The sequence below is a fragment of the Candidatus Avelusimicrobium aviculae genome, assembly GCF_949292495.1.
Classification (GTDB): domain Bacteria; phylum Elusimicrobiota; class Elusimicrobia; order Elusimicrobiales; family Elusimicrobiaceae; genus Avelusimicrobium; species Avelusimicrobium aviculae.
In genome coordinates, this window is sequence record NZ_CASEZB010000031.1 from 1 (window position 1) to 17,506 (window position 17,506).

Genomic DNA, 17,506 nt, shown 5'->3' on the forward strand with positions numbered 1-17,506 from the left:
GATACTTTGTATCCACGGTAGGGATAAACGAAGAACAAATACGAAAATATATAGATATGCAGGGAAAAGAAGATTTGGGGCGAACAATGAAATTGTTCGTATAGAAAGAAACCCCGGGCGTAAGCCCGGGGAGTTTCATTCTCAAGCGGGGGAATTGATCTTATAAAATAGACTATTATTGCAGGGCTACTATTTGCCTCGCCAATTTGTTAGCGGGGGAGGCCGTGGCTTGCCGCAGGTTTACCTTCCATACCCCGCAGGGAACGGTGTTTTGGCGCAGATATTGGGGAAATTCGCCCAGTTTCACAAAGGCCTTGCAGGTGACGGTATAGATGTTTTCATCTTTGGTGGGGGTAACGGTTAGCTGGCGGTCTCCCAGCCAGAATGTCCAATCCTGTTTGGTGTAGGTTTTGTTAATGGAGTAAAAATAATGGTCTATGGCGTCCCCTTGGGTGCGCTGCAAAATGGTTTTGGCCTCTTCTATTTTATTTTTTCGGTCCGCTTGGCGGGCGGCGGCTTGTTGTTCTTCTCTTTCCAGCCTTTCTTTGGTTTCTTTACGCACGCGGGCTTGGGCTTCATCTCGCGCCAGCTGGGCCAAGCGGGCGGGGTCTTCCACCAATTTGTATTTTAATTTTACCCGCCCCTTATTTGAGATAATTCCTTTGGGGTTGGTGGATACCCGGGTGGTATTTACTAAATTGGAGTGGGAAACGCTAAGTGTAAGCTGGCCGGGCGTGTAATAATAGGCCTTGCCGTAGCTGGCTAGGTCTTTTTTAAAATTTTTGTTAAAGTCCAGGGTAACGGATGGTTTTTCCGTCCGCCAGCAACAGGCGGATATGCAGCTTTCCACCAAATCCAGCCGGCCGGCGGCTTCCTGCGGGAAAAAATGCAAATCAAAACGATAGCAGGAATCATATTGTTTGCCGTCAAAATCAGTTCTCTTGGCGGATATTTCCAGCCAAGGTTTAGTGGTAGCCACGCCGGAATTGTTGAGGGGGGTGTAACAGCCGGCCGCCAGTAAAATGCAAGTTGCGCCAAACAAGATTTTTTTCATACACTTAATTATAATAACTTTTTAGCTGGCAAGGAGTTGCTATGAACTTTATCTTAAGCTATATAGAAAAAATTCCTTTTATACCTGACCGTTGGAACATGCCCGTTGCGCAAATTATTTCTGCAGCGGTATTTATTGTTATTTTGTATGTAGTGGCAAAATTTTTCGCTTGGTTTTTTAACCGTTACGTGTCAGACTTGTTGCTGCGCTTTCACGTGGAACGCTGGGCCAAAGGCATGCAATCCCATAAATTTTTTACCGCGTTTGGGGTAGTGGCGGCCGCCATTGTGGCCCTGCATTTGTACCCGGTATTTATTACCAAAAACGTGGCGTGGCTCTCTACTATTATGGGCAAATTAACCGGCTTATTTATTATTCTTAGCTTTTCTTGGCTGATTAACGCCGGTTTGAATACGTTAAATCACTTGTATGGGCGTAATCCCAATATCCCTATAAAAGGGCTGGTGCAAGCCATAAAGATCATTGTTTTCTTGCTGACGGCTTTGTTTGTATTGTCTTTGGTATTGGGGCGCAAACCGATGTATATTATTACCGGTTTATCCGCTTTGGCGGCGGTATTCTCCTTAATATTCAAAGATCCCATTTTAGGGTTTGCGGCCAGTATCCAGCTTACCACCAATAAATTGATTAAGATAGGGGACTGGATTACCGTAGACTCAGCCGGTGCGGACGGAAATATTATAGACATTTCGTTAACCAGCGTGCGGGTGCAGAATTTTGATATGACGATTATCAGCGTTCCCACCTATGATTTGATTTCCAAGCCTTTTAAAAATTGGAGCGGTATGTACGAAGCCAAAGCGCGGCGTATCCAGCGCAGCATTTTACTGGATGTGGACACCATTAAATTTGTGGACGCGCCTATGTTGGAACGACTCAAAAAAATCCAGCTGCTGACGGACTACCTGCAAGATAAAGAGGCCGAAATAAAAGCCTTTAACGCGGAGCGTAAAGTGTATGAAAACTTTTTAAACGGACGGCACTTAACCAATATCGGCACATTCCGCCAATATGCGCAATTGTATTTGAAAAGCCGCCCGTATGTTGTATCAGGAGATCCTGATTTTACCTTAATGGTGCGCCAGCTGCCTCAAACCACGGGCGGCGTGCCGTTGGAGGTATATTGCTTTTTAAACACTACGGTTTGGACCGATTACGAAGCTTTGCAAAGCGACATCTTTGACCACTTGTTTTCCGTCCTGCCGGAGTTCGGCCTCAGCGCGTACCAGCAACCCAGCGGGCGCAGTATTGTGCAGGGCGTAAAAGAGTTTGGCGGAGTATCCCTGCAAGCGTAAATAAGGCTTTTCTTTCAAAAAAACCCCGCATAACGCGGGGTTTTTTGTGTTATAAGAAACTCCGACCAGGCCGGGGATATTGTTGGCTTGTGTGCTTTTGTCAGTAAACCCATTTCGGGGGGATCCCTGCGGGGTTACTATTTTAGATTTTCATTGCAAAGCAGTTTAAAAAACCCCGGCTTTTCCGCCGGGGTTTTTGTTTATTTATTTTTATCTGGTGGAGGCACTTTGCCCACAATAATTTTAATGTGTTTTTGCGTTGTTTTGGCTATTACTTTACGGAAGCACCATAAAGCCCAAATGTTGGGAATAGTCATCATGGTCATGGTCAAAATAGCCAGCGCCCACATAAAACGGGTGGAGTTGTTTGCCTCGGCCGTGCGGGCCAGGGTGTCTGCAATGGTAAAATCCCAAGAGAAGCTGGTGCCAATACCGCCGCCCACGGCTACTAAAATAATAAACACAATGCGCGCGGCTTTGATAAAACGCTCCCCTTTTAAGAATTGGAGGGCTTTTTCCATATAATATCCCCAACCGATAATGGTGGTAAAGGAGAATATTACCAAAGAGAATATTAAAATAGGCGTACCGATCAAGGGCACGGTTTTAAACGCGCTGTTGCACAAGTTTGCCGCGTATACGTTGGGGTTTTGCCAGTCCCCGGCCAGGATGATGACAATTCCAGTCAAGGAACAAATAAAAATAGCCCAAAACACGGACGTGGCCGAAACAATAGCCATTTGGGTGGCGCTGCGGGTTTTTGCCGCGGCCGCCGCTATGGAGGCGGACCCCATGCCGGCTTCGGTAGCCAGCACGGCGCGGGTTACCCCGGCGCTGATGGCGGGTATAATGGCTTTAATCAACGCCAAAATGCCCACGCCCATGGCGCCGCCTAAAGCGGCTTTTCCGGTAAAGGCGCCCTTAAATACCATCATAATGGCGTTGGGGATTTTTTCTACATTCATACAAATCACCACCGCCGCCAACAGTAAATACATGCCGCCCATAATGGGTACCAGCCATTCAGAATACGCGGCAATGCGTTTTACCCCGCCGATAATGACCACGGCCGTAGCAATGGCTACCAGCGCCCCTACAAACCAGGGGTTTAAATTGTATCCTTCGCGCAAAACGTCTGCTATGGAGTTGGACTGCAGCGCGCTTCCGGCCGTAAAACCCATTAAAAGCGTGCCTAAAGCAAAAATCCAGGCCATCCATTTAAATTTAAGGATATCGTTTAAATAATACATCGGGCCGCCCACGTATTCACCGTCCGGGCGTTTTACGCGGTATTTAAAAGAAATTAAACATTCGCAATACTTGATGGCAAAGTTAAAAAATCCGGCTACAATCATCCAAAACAACGCACCCGGGCCGCCTTCCGCGATAGCGGTGGTTACCCCGATAATGCTTCCCGTTCCCACGGTGGCGCCAATCATTACCGCCAAGGAGCCGAAGCTGCTTACCATGCCTTCGGATTCCACTTTCTGTACGGACAGCTTAATGGCGCGCCAAGTATATTTTTGCAGGAAATTAAGCCGTATGGTAAAATAAATGCCTAACCCAAGTAAGACAATAATCATCGGCGGGCCCCAAACCAGCGTGTTAAAAGCGTTCATTATTTCATACGCATTATGTACGGAGGGGGCCGAGAAGAATGCCGTTATACTGCTAAACAGTCCCGTAAGACTTTCCATTTTTTCTTTTCCTCCCAATTAATCATAACCTTTAAATTCTATCAAAAAAACCACTGGGCGGACTGTATTTTTTATAAACAAGCCTGCTTGTTTTGTGCGGTATGTAAAAAAGGATATCCAAATTCGGGCAATATGATATATAATTTATTAGTACAGATTTAACTGCAAATTTATAAAGGAGAAAGGGTTATGAAAAAAGTTTTATTTTTTGCGGCCGCCGCTATGGTAGCAGTGGGCTGTTCTTCCGCGCAAACCCAAAGTGAAGAGTCCGCCGCTTCTTTAGAAGCCGCCGCCGCCAAATACCAAATTATTGACCAAGAATTTGACAATGTCCTCGCGCCGGAAACCGATTACGATAAAGTAATCCCGTATGAGGAGCAGATTTCTAACTCTTCCTATTTACAAAGCGTAAGAGGGAGAAAGAAACCCTCTAGAAAAACCGCCCCCAAAGCGGATGTGAACGACGAAGAACCCGTTCCTGAAGATTCCTCTAAATAGCAACTATGTCCGGCCGGTTTACGCAACAGCAGCTTTCCCAAGAAGCCCATAGACTATATGGGCTTCTTGGTTCTGTGTCTAAAAATAAAGATAAAAAGTGGACGTTGCAAGATTGCCAGTCCACCGCGCCGCTTACCTTGGAAATTAACCGGTTAAAAAAAGAAAAAAATGCGGTTGTGCTGGCTCACTCTTACACCGTGCCGGAGCTGGTTTACGGCGTGGCCGACTTTAAAGGGGATTCTTACGAACTGAGCCTGAAAGCCAAACAGGTTAACGCCGATATCATTATTTTTGCCGGCGTATGGTTCATGGCGGAAACGGCAAAAATTATCAACCCCAATAAACAAGTTTTTATTCCTGCCGGGCATGCGGGCTGCTCGTTGGCTGATTCCATGACCGGGGAAGATTTGGCCCGTTTTAAATCTTTGCATCCCGGTGTTCCCGTATTGTGTTACATTAACAGCACGGCGGAAGTAAAAGCGCAGAGCGATTCCTGTGTTACTTCCGGCAATGTGTATGACATCGCCCAAAAAATACCCGGCGAAGAATTGATTTTTGTGCCGGACACGCTGATGGCGCAAAATTTAGAGGCGGAGTTAAAACGCCGGGGCACGCCCAAAAAAATTATTTCTGCCGGCGGCTCGTGCTGTGTGCATGACAAGTACCGCCCGCAAGATGTGCAGCGGCTGCGCGCGCAGTATCCGGGTATTAAGCTGGTGGCCCATCCGGAATGCTCCATAGAAGTCTGCCGCTTGTGCGATTATGTTGGCAGTACCAAAGGCATGGCCGCGTTTGTGGAAAAATCTTCCGCCCGTGTATTTGGCATGCTGACGGAGTTCGGCTTGGTGAACCGCATGGAAGCCGAACATCCTGATAAAACATTTGTGTGGCCTTTTGGCACTTGTTCATATATGAAACAAAACACGTTGGAAAATACATTGCAGGCCTTGTCCTCGCCCACGCCGCAGCAGGAAGTACAAGTAAATGCCGCCACGGCGCAGGCCGCTTACAAAGCCATAGAAAAAATGTTTGAGTTAACAAAATGATTACCGATAAAATAATTTTACTCGCTTTAGAAGAAGATTTGGGCCTAGGGGATATTACTTCCGATAATATTTTTACCCCCGCCGACGGCGCGCGCGCCGTAGTGCGCGCCAAAGAAGATTTGGTGCTGTGCGGAATGGACGTAGCCCGCCAAGTGTTTGAAATTGTGGACCCTGCCGTTACGTTTACCCCGCTTAAAAAAGACGGGGATGAAATAAAGAAAGGGGAAGAAGTGCTAACGCTTAGCGGCCCGGCTTTGTCTATTTTAAAAGGGGAACGGACGGCGCTCAATTTTATGCAGCGTTTGTCCGGTATTGCGTCCGCCAGCCGCGCTTATGCGCGGGTGGGGGAAAAGTATGGGGTGATGATTGTGGACACCCGCAAAACCCAGCCTGGCATGCGCCGTTTGGATAAATACGCCGTGCGCGTAGGCGGCGCCCGCAACCACCGTATGACCTTGGCTGACAGCGTGATGATAAAAGACAATCACATCGCGGCGGCCGGTTCCATTACCAAAGCTGTACAAAAAATAAAAGCGGCTATTGGCCACACCCCTAAAATAGAGGTAGAAGCGGAAACCCCCGCCCAAGTGCAGGAAGCTTTAGCCGCAGGAGCGGATATTATTATGTTGGATAATATGACCCCGGCCCAAGCCGCTGAATGCAAAAAAATAGTAAATGGGAAGGCTTTGATAGAAATTTCCGGCGGGGTTACGCTGGATAATTTGGAAGCCTATTGCAAAGCGGGGCCGGATGTAATTTCTTCCGGCGCGCTGACGCATTCCGTTCCGTCCAAAGATTTAAGTTTAAAAATTGTAGAATATACTAAGAATTAATGTTTGAGGAGCAAGAAGAGAATGGATTACAATAAACTATTTTCCGCGGTGGTCACGCGCAGTAAAGCTTCTGCCATTCGTGAACTTTTAAAAATATTATCCAAGCCGCAGATTATTTCTTTTGCCGGCGGCTTGCCCGATCCCAACATGTTCCCCACCAAAGACGTGGCGGATATTATGCAGGACGTATTAAAAAATTCTTCCAGAGAAGCCTTGCAATACGGGACTACCGAAGGGCAGGAATCGTTCAAGCAAGAACTGGTTTCTTTGTTGAAAGAAACGGAGGGAATTTCCTGCCAAAGCGGTAATTTGTTGGTGGTTTCCGCCGCCCAGCAGGCGTTGGATATGGTGGCCCGTTTGTTTTTAAATCCGGGGGACCATATTATCACCGCCGCGCCCACCTACCTGGGTGCTTTGCAGGCGTTCCATGTAGCCGGGGCGGACATTATTGGCGCCAAAAGCGATAATAACGGCGTACTGGCGCAAGATATTGAGGCGATTTTGGCTTCTTTAAAAGCCAAAGGGGAAATTTGCAAATTTATTTATTTGGTTCCAGATTTCCAAAACCCCACCGGAACCACTATTCCTGAAGAGCGCCGTTTGAAGATTTTGGAAATTGCCAAAAAATACGGCACGTTAATTGTGGAGGATTCCCCTTACCGCCAGGTGCGTTTTGAGGGAAAAGCCCCCAAAACTTTCTATCAGCTGGACCATGGGGAAGGAAATGTGGCCACTTTGTTTACTTTTTCTAAAGTGTTTGTGCCCGGCTTTCGTCTAGGATATATTTTAGGCCCGCAGGAAATTATTAAAAAACTGGTTATTTTAAAACAGTCTATGGATTTGTGCACCTCCCCCATTTTGCAGCTGGCGGCTAAAGAATATTTAAAACGCGGCTTACTGTTGGAACACATTAAAAACATTGTGGCGGCCTATAAAGAAAAACGGGATTTGATGCTTAAAATGCTTAAAGACCATATGCCCGCCGGCGTTACCTGGACGCACCCGGAGGGCGGTCTTTTCTTATGGCTTACTATGCCGGCCCATTTAAACGCCGCCAAAATGCTGCCGCTGGCATTGGAGCATAATGTGGCGTATGTATCCGGGGTGGATTTTTATCCGCAGGCCGATGTGCATAATGATATGCGCCTAAATTTCTCTTATTCCTCACGGGAACAAATTATTGAGGGAATTAAGCGCTTAGCGCAAACGATTAAGGAAAATCTGTAATCAGTTATTGGGCTTCCGCCAAAAGGGGAAGCCCTTTTTGTGGGTCTAAAGGCTACATATTATCTAGGTCTAAAGGCCCTTTTTATTTTTTTGTATAAATGCCAAAATACAGAGAGAACGGGAATGATTATGCTAGGTTATAAAAAGTATGTAATTTTGTTTGTCATCTGTATGCTAGCCAACGCCGGCTTTGGCCAAACCTTGGTAACGGGTGCCCGTGCGCTGGGCCGTAAAGGGGGGGAAGCTCTCTCTTCCTTAGAACATGCCGCTGCACAAACCGCGCCTCGCGCTAAGCTGTTTGCCCCGCTGGATAACGGCCGCATTGAAGCCTTGGCTAAACGCGGAAAAGAAAAAATGATTATTCAGCGCGCGTTGGCGGTTGCCGTGCAGAACCACAGCCCGTTAGCCTATGTATTGGGGCCGGGCGGAGTAAACAAACCTTTGTTAAACTCCTTATGGAAACAAACCCAAGCCACCATGCAAAAATGGGACGCTCAAAGTACTTTGGGTTTAAATGCGTGGCTGATGGTATTATTTTCAAAATTACAAAATAGTTTGGCTTTAAACCGTACTAACGCCCAGATTTTAGAAAGTGAATTGGCTTTGGCCCAACAACAGGCGGAAAGTACGTTTCGTTTGCAAAATCCGCAGTTATTTCTTAGTAATCCTAGACAGAAGTTGGAAATATATTCCTCCTATAAGGCTATTTTGGCGGAGGCGGTAGCCCAGCGGCTGACGGATAATTTTTTGCCTCTTTTAAATTCGGTAGACCGTATGCGTTTTTTAAAAATACTCATGCAAGGGCGTTTTGAGGGGCCGGTGCTGCCGAAGGAAATTAACATGGCCGTATTGGAGAAAGACGTAAACGTAGGCTTAAAATTCATAGGCCCGGTGATGAAGGATGTCACTTCTTATGGCGAAATAAAGAAAAATTTATTTGAATGCGCCTCCCGCGCCGCTGAGCAGGCCGCCGCCAACGATATTTACAGCCTGTTGGGACTGCGGGGGTTGATGGTGGATCATATGAAAAAGTTTACTCAGTTTTTTCAATCCGAAAGCCCGGCCCAACAGGATTGGCTGAAGCTGATTGAATTTTATAAAAATGGGGCACATATGCCTGATTATCCACCCTCGTTCTTTTTATATTAATAAAATCCCTTTTACCCGCAAAAACCCCGCTTCTTAGCTAAGCGGGGTTTTTGTTGTAGTTAGAAGAGGAATTTTCTTTCTCTTAAAAATCAGGCGGATGGGGCAGGGTCTCTTTCTATGCGAATATCATGGGCTATCTTTACATGCCGCGCCACCAAGCAACGTTTGGCTACTTCCACCAAAGCATGGTCAAACCCGGCAGGAAAATCATGCGGAAGGTGTATCACCAATTCTATTCTTTCTATAACGTATTCATTGATATTCCAGACCGGGTTCAATGTTAAATAAACTGTTTCCGGCAAGAGGTGCATTTTTAAAAAATTAAGCACAAAAACCCCGCTGCAACTGCCCAAAGATGCTAAAAACAAATCAATGGGGGTAGGGGCGCTGGCGTCTCCGCCGTTTTCCTTTTTCTGGTCGGTCAGGATATTAAAACCTTTTACTTCTACATTTACTTTCTTGTTGCCTACAAAGGTAATTTTCATGGGTTAGCTCCTGATAGAGTATAAAATTAGTATAGTTTTTTTTGGTTAAAATGCAAGAAAATATTATTTCAAATAAAAACCCCGGGCCGAAAGTCAGGCCCGGGGTTATGCGCCAAGTGATTTTTTAGTTAAAAAGCCATACTTTTATTGCGTAGCTTGCGGCTGATATAGCCGCGGCGGCGGGTATGGTGATAAACCACGCCCACACGATTTTATTAGCTACGCCCCAACGTACGCAGGAAAGGCGGCGCAGGGAGCCGATCCCCACAATAGCGCCCGTAATGGTATGGGTGGTGCTGACCGGTACACCCATAATAGACGCGATAAATAAGGATATAGCGGAGCCAGATTCCGCGCAGAATCCGTCCACCGGGCGCAGGCGGGTAATTTTCTGCCCCATGGTTTTTACAATTCTCCAGCCGCCGGAAAGCGTGCCCAAGGCAATTGCCCCGTGACATAACAGCACTACGGAAAGAGGCACAATAAACTGCCCTTGGGACACTAGTTCCATTTCATGATGGGAGAGCAGAAAATCCCGTATAGGTTCCACTTCCGCCCCGGCTAACCCGCCCAGCAAAAGCATGCTGATGATACCCATGGTTTTTTGGGCGTCGTTTCCGCCGTGGCCTAAAGAATAGGCCGCGGCAGACAGAAGCTGCCCTTTGCGAAACAGATGGTCCACCTTAAAAGGGTTTGCCTTGCGGAACAAATTAAATACGATAATTCCAATAAGTCCGCTTAGCAAAAAACCCAGTAACGGGGATATAAAAATAAACAACACGGTTTTTATAATCCCGCCGGCCACCAAGGTGCTAAAACCCCCTTTTACCAGGCCCGCTCCAATTAAGCCGCCAATTAAAGCGTGGGAAGAGCTGGACGGCAGCCCCCACCACCAGGTTAAAATATTCCATACGCACGCACCCATTAAAGCGGCAAATACCAGGTTTGCGTCCACAATATGCAAATCCACAATGCCGCTGCCGATGGTTTTGGCTACGCCGGTATGGAAGATTAAAAACGCCACGAAGTTAAAAAACGCCGCCCAGGCTACGGCCACCTTGGGGGATAATACCCGGGTGGACACAACCGTAGCTACGGAGTTGGCCGCATCGTGGAAGCCGTTTAAATAATCAAAAAACAACGCCAAAATGATTAGGAATAATATCCAAGTCATAATGTATAGGCCTCTAGTTGTTCTTTACCAAAATGGATTCCACCAGGTTGGCTACGTGTTCGCAGAAATCGGTTACGGTTTCGGCTTCTTCGTACAATTCTTTTTGTTTGATGATCATGACGGGGTCTTTTTCTTTTTCAAACAGGTCGGAAATAGCCTCATCGCGCAGTACGTCGCCCTCGTTTTCCAAGCGGTTGATTTCTACGCACTGAAAGAGGGTTTCTTTCATATTTTTGTTGCTGCGCAGGGAAGCCAAGGCTTTCTGCATGGCTTTGGTGCTTTGTTCAATGGTGGAGGCCATTTTTTTGCTGTATTCCGTGGGTTTGGTAATTTTATACAGCATAAAGCGGTTGGAAATTAAATAAATACCATCGATAATATCGTCCAAGCGGTTGGCCAGGGCCAGGATGTCTTCCCGGTCAAAGGGGGTGATGAAGGTTTCGTTTAAGGTGTTGATGATGGTGTGGGTTAATTCGTCCCCGTAGTGTTCCAGCTCGTGCATGGCGCGTACGTTTTCCGGTGTGAAGTTGCCTTCGTCCACCAATTTTTTATAGAACTCGGCCGCTTTTACCAAGTTTTCGGCCTGTTTATCAAATAAATCAAAGAACTTAACCTCTTTGGGTATAAACATAAGTTTTACTCCGTTGTTTTATTATTTTCTCTTTTCCATGCGCCCGCACCCAAAACGCTTGCGGACGGAATTACTGCTTTACTGTCTAATAAAAAACTCTCGTTTAAACGGCAAACGGGAGTTGAGAAATCAGTTAGTGTCCTTCTGTTTAAGCTGCTCGGGCAAATTAACGGCGGCTTTTAACAGGAAAGGTCTCTTCTTAACTTCTTCTATGAAAGCGGCGTCGCGCAGTTTGTTGCGGTAGTCTTTCTCCTGGAAGATATAGCGGAACTTCGTATAGTCTTCATAGGTTCCGGCCAGCAGGGCCACAATATCCTGCACGCCCACAATTTCTTCGTCCGTAGGAATGACGAAGATTTTTACCTTGGAATCATCCGCCGAGATGCGGCATTCGGCCTTGTTGGTATCGGCGCAGTTGTTGCGTTCTTCGTCCAGCACGATGCCAAAGTTTTCCAGGCCTTGCAAAATCATTTCACGTATATTGGTGGCTCTTTCCCCTACGCCGGCGGTGAATACAATGGCGTCTAAGCGGCCCAAAGCGGCCATATAAGCCCCGATGTATTTTTTCACGCGGTAGCATTCCACGTCTAACGCCAGTTTGCACAACTCATCGCCTTCGGCGGCGCCTTTGCGCACGTCGCGCTGGTCGGCAAAGCGGTCCCCGGTTAAAGCGTACATACCGCTCTTTTTATTTAAGATGGTGTACATGTCTTCGGGGGACATATTCAGCTTTTTCATCATGTGAAAGCAGATGGACGGGTCCATATCCCCGGAGCGGGTGCCCATCACCAAGCCTTCTAACGGGGTAAGGCCCATGCTGGTGTCCAAGCATTTGCCGTTTTTAACGGCGGTTACGCTGGCCCCGGCGCCAATGTGGCAGACAATGGTGTTTACTTCGTCTACATTTTTGCCCATCAGCACAGCCGCACGGCGGGAAGTATACAAAACCGAGGAACCGTGAAACCCATACCGGCGGATTTGGTAATCCGTATACCATTTGCGCGGCAAGGCGTACATGTAAGAGGAAGCAGGCATAGTTTGGTGAAAAGCGGTATCCATTACGCATACGTGCGTTACGTTGGGCATTAAAGCGCGGGCCGCTTCAATACCCATGATATGGGCGGGGTTGTGGAGAGGGGCCAAGTCTGCGATATTTTTTAACTCGGCCACTACGCTGTCGTCCACAATAACGGATTTGGAGAATTTTCCTCCGTGCACGATGCGGTGCCCTACGGCGGAAATCACCCCTACATTTTCAATGACGCCGTGCTCTTTATCGGTTAATGTCTCAATGACCAGGTTAATGGCGTCTTTATGGTCTTTGCAATTTCTTTGAAGTTCAAATTTCGGGTAGCCGGTGCGGTCTTGTGAAATAAAAGAGCCCTCAATTCCAATTCTTTCCACCGCCCCTGCGCAGAGGCTTACTTTTTTGTCCCAATCGTACACGCTGTACTTAACGGAGGAACTGCCGCAGTTTAAAAAGAGTATGATCATTTTTTAGCTGTCCTTAAAGGGAAAAAACCCTTATATTGATGAAATAGAAACCTTTCTCTTTATTATATTTTAGCAAAAAATGTTGTTCTATTGTTATTTAGCCAAGCTTTTGATATTATGGTAATAAAATTTTTGAAAAAAGTGTTTATTATTTATGTATCATATGATAAACAGTCTATTTCAGCAGGGGTTATTTCTCTATGTATAATTACCGGTTTGTTTTTCCTTTTGTGGCTGGGATTTTTGTGTTTGCGGGCAACTTGTCTTGGGGACAAGGGACTTCAGGCCGTTGTGAAGAAGGTTCCATCCCACGCTGCACCATTGAGTATTATAACGACGGAAGCCGCTCAGAAATTTATACGGACTCCGAAGGGGGCGGCCGCGTGGAGTGGCGTTTTACCGGACAGGAACAACTGTTGACCAATGTCTTTGTGTATCCAGGCCAAGGTTTAACCATGGAGTTGGAGCTCAACCCAAATACTTCCAGGCCGCAGGCTTCCTTAACTTATACCAAAGAAGGGCGCTTGTTAGCGTGGAGAACCTTTGACGAGGAAACGCAAACTTGGACGGAGGTCCCTATCAGCAGCACCAGCCATACCTTGGAACGGTTTGTGGACCCGGGGCGCCGCCTTTTGAAAACTGTTTCTTGCCCCAGAAAAGATGAACAGCGCTGCACGCTGACGCGTCATCAGGACGGTTCCTCCACCGAGCGTTTATTTTATCCCAACGGGAAATTGTGGGAAGAGAGTATTTTTAAAACTTCCAACCGCATGGATTTTGAGTTTGCCTCTTTTGACTTTTGGGGCCGGGAACGCGTGCGTAAAGTATATGACCGGCAAAGCGGAAATTTGAAAACGGCTTACTGGTTTGATGAGCCCAACAAGCAGATTTTGCGTTATATTTATGATTTAAAAAGCGGGAAAGAAACCGCTACCGTCATTTATAATGAAGACCGTGTTGTGCTGCGTTGGGAAAAGGCTGCCCCGGGCGGTTTAGTGGCGGAGGCGGTTGTTTTTAATGGGGACGGCTTTCCCCAAAAACGTTTGGTGTATGATGCCAGCCGTTTAAAAGAAGAAACCGCCTATCAGCGCCAGGGGTTGCCTCTCTCCCGCCTGCATTATAATATGCAGCGTGAGGTGCAGCTGAAAGAACTGTATGACCAAAATGGAAACTTAAAACATGTGGAATGCCTTTCCGGCCCATGTAAACAAGCCGGGTATTCAATTCGTCCGGCAAGCCCGGCCCAAAGCATTTGCCAGTCTTCCCCGGAAGAGCCGCAATGCCAGCCCAAAACCGCTGTGGAGGAAGAAAACACTCACACCCCAATGCCCGATAGTAATTAGTCCTATTTTATCTAAAAACCCCGGCGCTGCATACCGGGGTTTTTTATTGGCGGTAAGCAAATAAAAACCCGCCGCTAAAGGCGGCGGGTTTTGGGTTTTAGTAAACTTTTTTAAGCGTCAATACGCCGTCCTCAAAAAACCATTCTTCTATTAAATCACCGTTTTCGCCGAATTTCTTGGTAACGCCGTGCGGTTTTCCGTCTTTGTGGGGGGAAATTAACGCAATGGTGCCATTGGGGTGGTAGACAATTTTATCCCCAATGATTTTATCGTTTTTATAGGTACACTCAGAGCGCAAATCCCCGTCTTGCGTATAAATTTTGCTGATGCCGTTTAAATAACCTTTTTGGTATTCGGATACTTCCAAAATTTTGCCGGTAGGATAATATTTAATTTGTTTGCCGTCTTGAATATCATTGACGTAAGAAAATTCTTTATATAATTTACCGGTGGGATTGTATACGCGGGCTTTTCCTTGCAGGAGGCCGTTTTCGTAATATTTTTCAATATTTACTTTGCCGTTATCAAAGTAAATTTTACATTTGCCGTTGCGTTGGCCGTTTTTAAATTCACATTCAAAATATAACTTACCGTTTTCAAAAAATTCTTTTACGGTGCCGTCCGGCATGGTGCCTTCGTGTTTTTGAATATCTAAATTTTTATCCAAGGTTTCACGGTATACTTCTTTACCGTCAATGGAATAAGTACGTATAAACCCCACGTGAAGCGGGTCATTAATGCTGCTTGTTTTTCTGATAATGTCTACCATAGTTTAAACCTCCGACAGTTTCCTCGCGGCGGCAAAACCGCTGCTCCAGGCAAAATGTAAATTAAATCCACCGCTGGCGCCGTCTACATCCAGCAATTCCCCGGTAATGAATACTCCCGGGCATTTAAGTGACTCAAATGTATTATAGTTTATTTCGCTTGTATTTACACCCCCGCTTGCGGCCATGGCTTCCTGCCAAGGCCGGGCGGACGCAATATGAAACGTCCATTTTTGCAAAGTATTTACCGCATTTTGCCATGTTCCGGGCGTCCAGTCTTTTACTGGAATATTTTTACGTATGCCGGCAAAATCAATCAGCAAATTGGCAATGTTCTCATGTAGTAAACCGGCAAAAAAATCTTTGGCGCGGCGTTTTCCAAACGTTTCCTTGCGCCGCTGCATAAAGGCGCTGAAATCGGCATAACCGGCAAAAAAATTAATATCCAGCTCTACGGGGCCTTTGGGTAAATTGCGGCTTACTTCTGAGCTTATATTAATAACGGCCGGGCCGCTTACGCCGTAGTTGGTAAACAATATTTCCCCTTGGCTGTGGGCCAGCGCTTGGTTTTGCCGGCGCGCGGTGAGGGCCGCCTGCGCACGGATGCCCTGCAAGCGGGCGATGGCTTTTTCTTGTACATTTAAAGCGCATAGCGCCGCCGCGGGCGGGATAATGCTGTGCCCTAAATTTTGGGCCAATTGATACCCGCTTTGCGTTCCGGTTAATTGCGGATAGGCGCAGGAACCGCATGCCAGAACCACTTTGTTTGCTTTAAATAAATCTCCCTTTTGGGTATATAAAATAAATGGTTTTCCTTTTTTTATGCGGGTAACTTCCTGCCCGGTTAAAAGTTCCGCCCCGGCTTCTGAAACGGCCAGTTTCAGCGGCTCTAAAACGGCGGTGGATTTGCCGGTGGCGGGGAAGAAACGTCCGTTTTCCTCTTCTCTTAAGGCAATTCCCAACGCCTCAAAATAATTTTTGCATTTTTCAAACGGAAAAACCGTTAACGCTTGCTCTATTAACTTTTGCGGGGCGTGGTAGTGCTTTGGGGAAACAAAGCGGTTGGTTATATTGCAGCGGCCGTTTCCGCTGGCTAAAATTTTACGCCCGGGTTGGGCGTCTTTTTCCAGCAGAAGCGCTTTTTTACCGGCGCGCGCGCATTCCAGCGCGCAAATAAGGCCGCTGGCGCCCGCTCCCACAATAATTACGTCGTAAATAGGCAAATTGTTCATGATTATACAGTTTAGCAAAAATCTCCCGAATCAGGCACGTCTTGACACTCCAAAGCATAAGTATATACTATAAATAAAATAGTATTTTTCAAGGAGAATTTTATGTATTTATCACGTTTGGGCGGGGTTTTGATATCGTTGGCGATTTCTGTTTGCGCGGGAGCTTATACGGTGGGCGGAATGAACCGCCCCACGTTTGATACTGCCCCGCAGGGAAATGTTCGCCCGGGTACGCAGCCTTCCGGTGCGGCTCGCCCGTCCACCTCTTCTACGGGGGAAATTCGCCCCACCACCCAGCCGGGTAACAGTATGGGCCGTTTTACCGAACCCACCGGGCCCGTCCGCCCCACTACTCCGGAAGGATTAAGCTCGCAGCGTTTTACTCCGCCTACCGGGCCGGTGCGCCCGGGGCTGGATTCCGCGGCCAGCGCCATGCAGGAAGCTTTTAGCTTAGCCCCTGAACCCTCTAACAAATCGACCACGTCCGAGCCTGCCTCCGCCGTGAAACCGGCCGAAGGCGCCTCTGCCGGGGGAATACAAGCCGCAAAATTAGGCGGAGGGGAAGAAGGCATGGGCGGTATGACGGCGGCCCAGCAGGCCGAGCGTGAAAAGGTGGCAAAAAATTCTGAAGCCGCCGCCGCTTTGGATAAAGCGCGGGATCAAAAAGCCATGGAGGCGGACGCCATGTCTAAAATACAAGGCGCTGTTGACGCTTTAAACAGTAAAAATAATATTTTACAGCAAAAAGCCAAAGGAGCGAAGAAATAGTATTTGGCAAATTGTCAAAATAAGACAAGAAATTTTTGCACGTTACTCAAAACTTTTGTAAAATAAATGTACGCCACTGTTATGCGGGCGTGGTTCAATGGTAGAACGGAAGCTTCCCAAGCTTTAGACGAGGGTTCGATTCCCTTCGCCCGCTTTTAAAGGATTTTATGGAAAACGAAAACTTTGATTTAGATCAAAAACCTGCCGCCGCTAATAAAGATTTGTGGCTTTTCCTTATCATTATAGATATTGTTTGTTTGTGTGTGTTCGGATTTTTCTTATATAAAAATTTGTCTGCCCGTTTTTTCTCTCCGGCGGACGGAACTTTGGCCTCTTTGCCCGCCCAAGAAGAACAAGCCGCGGCTGATGATGGGAAAGTTTTAACCTTGGAAGAAGAAGTGGTCTCTTCCGTAAAAGAGCAGGAAGCTCCCGTCAATAATCCTGCCAAAGAACCGGTTGAAGAAGAACCGGTTGCGGTTGAGAAGCCTGCCGCAGCGCAAACCCCGGAAAAAGCAAAGAAAGAAAGCGTTATTGTGCGGCCCAATCCCAAAAGCAGCAAATACCGCCGGGTGACGTTCCGTTATTACGGGGAAGGGAAAAAAGTATCTATTGTAAGCGGATTTACAATGGCAAAACCCCAAGCTTTGCGTAAGAAAAAAAATTATTGGGAAACCACCCTTTCCATTGCGCCCGGCCGTTACCGCTTCTTGTATATTGTGGACGGCGTAAACACGCCGGATCCGTACAGCCCGGAAGAAGACGGACGCAGCGTGGTTGTAGTAGAATAAATTT

17 protein-coding genes and 1 tRNA gene are annotated in these 17,506 nt (G+C 47.0%); 10 read left to right on the forward strand and 8 right to left on the reverse strand.

Translation table 11 applies throughout. The features are described from left to right. Nucleotides 1-175: 175 nt before the first annotated feature. Nucleotides 176-1,054, reverse strand: a complete 879-nt coding sequence (locus ACQY33_RS06690) for a hypothetical protein (protein ID WP_428075169.1) — start codon at nt 1,052-1,054, stop codon at nt 176-178. Nucleotides 1,055-1,095: 41 nt separating this feature from the next. Here ACQY33_RS06690 and ACQY33_RS06695 point away from each other — a divergent pair, with 41 nt between their 5' ends. Further along, nucleotides 1,096-2,370 (forward strand): mechanosensitive ion channel family protein, encoded by a 1,275-nt coding sequence (locus ACQY33_RS06695; protein ID WP_428075171.1) that lies wholly within the window; start codon nt 1,096-1,098, stop codon nt 2,368-2,370. Between the two features lie 200 nt (nt 2,371-2,570). On the opposite strand, the gene ACQY33_RS06700 is transcribed toward ACQY33_RS06695, so the two are convergent. Beyond that, on the reverse strand, nt 2,571-4,067 hold the full coding sequence (locus tag ACQY33_RS06700; protein ID WP_428075173.1) for an alanine/glycine:cation symporter family protein: 1,497 nt from the start codon (nt 4,065-4,067) through the stop codon (nt 2,571-2,573). Between the two features lie 189 nt (nt 4,068-4,256). Here ACQY33_RS06700 and ACQY33_RS06705 point away from each other — a divergent pair, with 189 nt between their 5' ends. From ACQY33_RS06705 to ACQY33_RS06725, 5 genes are all read left to right on the forward strand, one after another. Then, complete coding sequence (locus tag ACQY33_RS06705) at nt 4,257-4,565, forward strand: hypothetical protein (protein WP_428075175.1); 309 nt, start codon at nt 4,257-4,259, stop codon at nt 4,563-4,565. Nucleotides 4,566-4,570: 5 nt separating this feature from the next. Next, the gene (gene nadA / locus ACQY33_RS06710; RefSeq protein ID WP_428075177.1) at nt 4,571-5,611 is read left to right on the forward strand and encodes a quinolinate synthase NadA; all 1,041 of its coding nucleotides are present in this window, start codon (nt 4,571-4,573) and stop codon (nt 5,609-5,611) included. Continuing rightward, entirely contained in the window at nt 5,608-6,444 is an 837-nt protein-coding gene (gene nadC, locus ACQY33_RS06715) for a carboxylating nicotinate-nucleotide diphosphorylase (protein ID WP_428075179.1), read from the forward strand. The genes nadA and nadC overlap by 4 nt, the downstream gene beginning before the upstream one ends. A 21-nt stretch (nt 6,445-6,465) precedes the next feature. Further along, complete coding sequence (locus ACQY33_RS06720) at nt 6,466-7,671, forward strand: PLP-dependent aminotransferase family protein (protein ID WP_428075181.1); 1,206 nt, start codon at nt 6,466-6,468, stop codon at nt 7,669-7,671. 123 nt (nt 7,672-7,794) lie between these two features. Continuing rightward, nucleotides 7,795-8,820 (forward strand): hypothetical protein, encoded by a 1,026-nt coding sequence (locus ACQY33_RS06725; RefSeq protein ID WP_428075183.1) that lies wholly within the window; start codon nt 7,795-7,797, stop codon nt 8,818-8,820. Nucleotides 8,821-8,909: 89 nt separating this feature from the next. Here the strand turns inward: ACQY33_RS06725 and ACQY33_RS06730 are convergent, their stop codons facing one another. The 4 genes from ACQY33_RS06730 to ACQY33_RS06745 form a co-directional block, all read right to left on the reverse strand. Then, nucleotides 8,910-9,305: an OsmC family protein gene (locus ACQY33_RS06730; RefSeq protein ID WP_428075185.1), complete on the reverse strand. Its 396-nt coding sequence runs from the start codon at nt 9,303-9,305 to the stop codon at nt 8,910-8,912. A 124-nt stretch (nt 9,306-9,429) separates the two neighbouring features. After that, entirely contained in the window at nt 9,430-10,479 is a 1,050-nt protein-coding gene (locus tag ACQY33_RS06735) for an anion permease (protein WP_428075187.1), read from the reverse strand. Between the two features lie 13 nt (nt 10,480-10,492). Further along, nucleotides 10,493-11,110, reverse strand: a complete 618-nt coding sequence (locus ACQY33_RS06740; protein WP_428075189.1) for a DUF47 domain-containing protein — start codon at nt 11,108-11,110, stop codon at nt 10,493-10,495. A 129-nt stretch (nt 11,111-11,239) separates the two neighbouring features. After that, nucleotides 11,240-12,604, reverse strand: coding sequence for an acetate kinase (locus ACQY33_RS06745; protein WP_428075191.1), 1,365 nt, complete (start codon nt 12,602-12,604; stop codon nt 11,240-11,242). A 200-nt stretch (nt 12,605-12,804) separates the two neighbouring features. On the opposite strand from ACQY33_RS06745, the gene ACQY33_RS06750 reads away from it, so the two are divergent. Continuing rightward, nucleotides 12,805-13,947 (forward strand): hypothetical protein, encoded by a 1,143-nt coding sequence (locus tag ACQY33_RS06750; protein WP_428075193.1) that lies wholly within the window; start codon nt 12,805-12,807, stop codon nt 13,945-13,947. A gap of 97 nt (nt 13,948-14,044) precedes the next feature. Here the strand turns inward: ACQY33_RS06750 and ACQY33_RS06755 are convergent, their stop codons facing one another. Next, nucleotides 14,045-14,716 carry a toxin-antitoxin system YwqK family antitoxin gene (locus ACQY33_RS06755; protein ID WP_428075195.1) on the reverse strand — a complete coding sequence of 224 codons (672 nt, stop codon included), beginning with the start codon at nt 14,714-14,716 and terminating at the stop codon, nt 14,045-14,047. 3 nt (nt 14,717-14,719) lie between these two features. Continuing rightward, a complete protein-coding gene (locus tag ACQY33_RS06760) occupies nt 14,720-15,946 on the reverse strand; it encodes an NAD(P)/FAD-dependent oxidoreductase (protein WP_428075197.1) in 1,227 nt (408 codons plus the stop codon). 102 nt (nt 15,947-16,048) lie between these two features. On the opposite strand from ACQY33_RS06760, the gene ACQY33_RS06765 reads away from it, so the two are divergent. From ACQY33_RS06765 to ACQY33_RS06775, 3 genes are all read left to right on the forward strand, one after another. After that, nucleotides 16,049-16,714: a hypothetical protein gene (locus ACQY33_RS06765; RefSeq protein WP_428075199.1), complete on the forward strand. Its 666-nt coding sequence runs from the start codon at nt 16,049-16,051 to the stop codon at nt 16,712-16,714. Between the two features lie 83 nt (nt 16,715-16,797). Next, nucleotides 16,798-16,868, forward strand: a tRNA-Gly gene (locus tag ACQY33_RS06770). Nucleotides 16,869-16,881: 13 nt separating this feature from the next. Further along, a complete protein-coding gene (locus ACQY33_RS06775) occupies nt 16,882-17,502 on the forward strand; it encodes a hypothetical protein (protein ID WP_428075201.1) in 621 nt (206 codons plus the stop codon). Nucleotides 17,503-17,506: the final 4 nt, after the last annotated feature.

What these genes read in the sequence shown, in the direction of transcription:
- ACQY33_RS06695 (WP_428075171.1), top strand. Translation starts at nt 1,096, where the DNA reads ATGAACTTTATCTTAAGCTATATAGAAAAAATTCCTTTTATACCTGAC.
- ACQY33_RS06720 (WP_428075181.1), top strand. Translation starts at nt 6,466, where the DNA reads ATGGATTACAATAAACTATTTTCCGCGGTGGTCACGCGCAGTAAAGCT.
- ACQY33_RS06775 (WP_428075201.1), top strand. Translation starts at nt 16,882, where the DNA reads ATGGAAAACGAAAACTTTGATTTAGATCAAAAACCTGCCGCCGCTAAT.
- ACQY33_RS06705 (WP_428075175.1), top strand. Translation starts at nt 4,257, where the DNA reads ATGAAAAAAGTTTTATTTTTTGCGGCCGCCGCTATGGTAGCAGTGGGC.
- ACQY33_RS06725 (WP_428075183.1), top strand. Translation starts at nt 7,795, where the DNA reads ATGATTATGCTAGGTTATAAAAAGTATGTAATTTTGTTTGTCATCTGT.
- ACQY33_RS06730 (WP_428075185.1), bottom strand. Translation starts at nt 9,305, where the DNA reads ATGAAAATTACCTTTGTAGGCAACAAGAAAGTAAATGTAGAAGTAAAA.
- ACQY33_RS06690 (WP_428075169.1), bottom strand. Translation starts at nt 1,054, where the DNA reads ATGAAAAAAATCTTGTTTGGCGCAACTTGCATTTTACTGGCGGCCGGC.
- ACQY33_RS06760 (WP_428075197.1), bottom strand. Translation starts at nt 15,946, where the DNA reads ATGAACAATTTGCCTATTTACGACGTAATTATTGTGGGAGCGGGCGCC.
- ACQY33_RS06765 (WP_428075199.1), top strand. Translation starts at nt 16,049, where the DNA reads ATGTATTTATCACGTTTGGGCGGGGTTTTGATATCGTTGGCGATTTCT.
- nadC (WP_428075179.1), top strand. Translation starts at nt 5,608, where the DNA reads ATGATTACCGATAAAATAATTTTACTCGCTTTAGAAGAAGATTTGGGC.
- ACQY33_RS06750 (WP_428075193.1), top strand. Translation starts at nt 12,805, where the DNA reads ATGTATAATTACCGGTTTGTTTTTCCTTTTGTGGCTGGGATTTTTGTG.
- nadA (WP_428075177.1), top strand. Translation starts at nt 4,571, where the DNA reads ATGTCCGGCCGGTTTACGCAACAGCAGCTTTCCCAAGAAGCCCATAGA.
- ACQY33_RS06735 (WP_428075187.1), bottom strand. Translation starts at nt 10,479, where the DNA reads ATGACTTGGATATTATTCCTAATCATTTTGGCGTTGTTTTTTGATTAT.
- ACQY33_RS06755 (WP_428075195.1), bottom strand. Translation starts at nt 14,716, where the DNA reads ATGGTAGACATTATCAGAAAAACAAGCAGCATTAATGACCCGCTTCAC.
- ACQY33_RS06740 (WP_428075189.1), bottom strand. Translation starts at nt 11,110, where the DNA reads ATGTTTATACCCAAAGAGGTTAAGTTCTTTGATTTATTTGATAAACAG.
- ACQY33_RS06700 (WP_428075173.1), bottom strand. Translation starts at nt 4,067, where the DNA reads ATGGAAAGTCTTACGGGACTGTTTAGCAGTATAACGGCATTCTTCTCG.
- ACQY33_RS06745 (WP_428075191.1), bottom strand. Translation starts at nt 12,604, where the DNA reads ATGATCATACTCTTTTTAAACTGCGGCAGTTCCTCCGTTAAGTACAGC.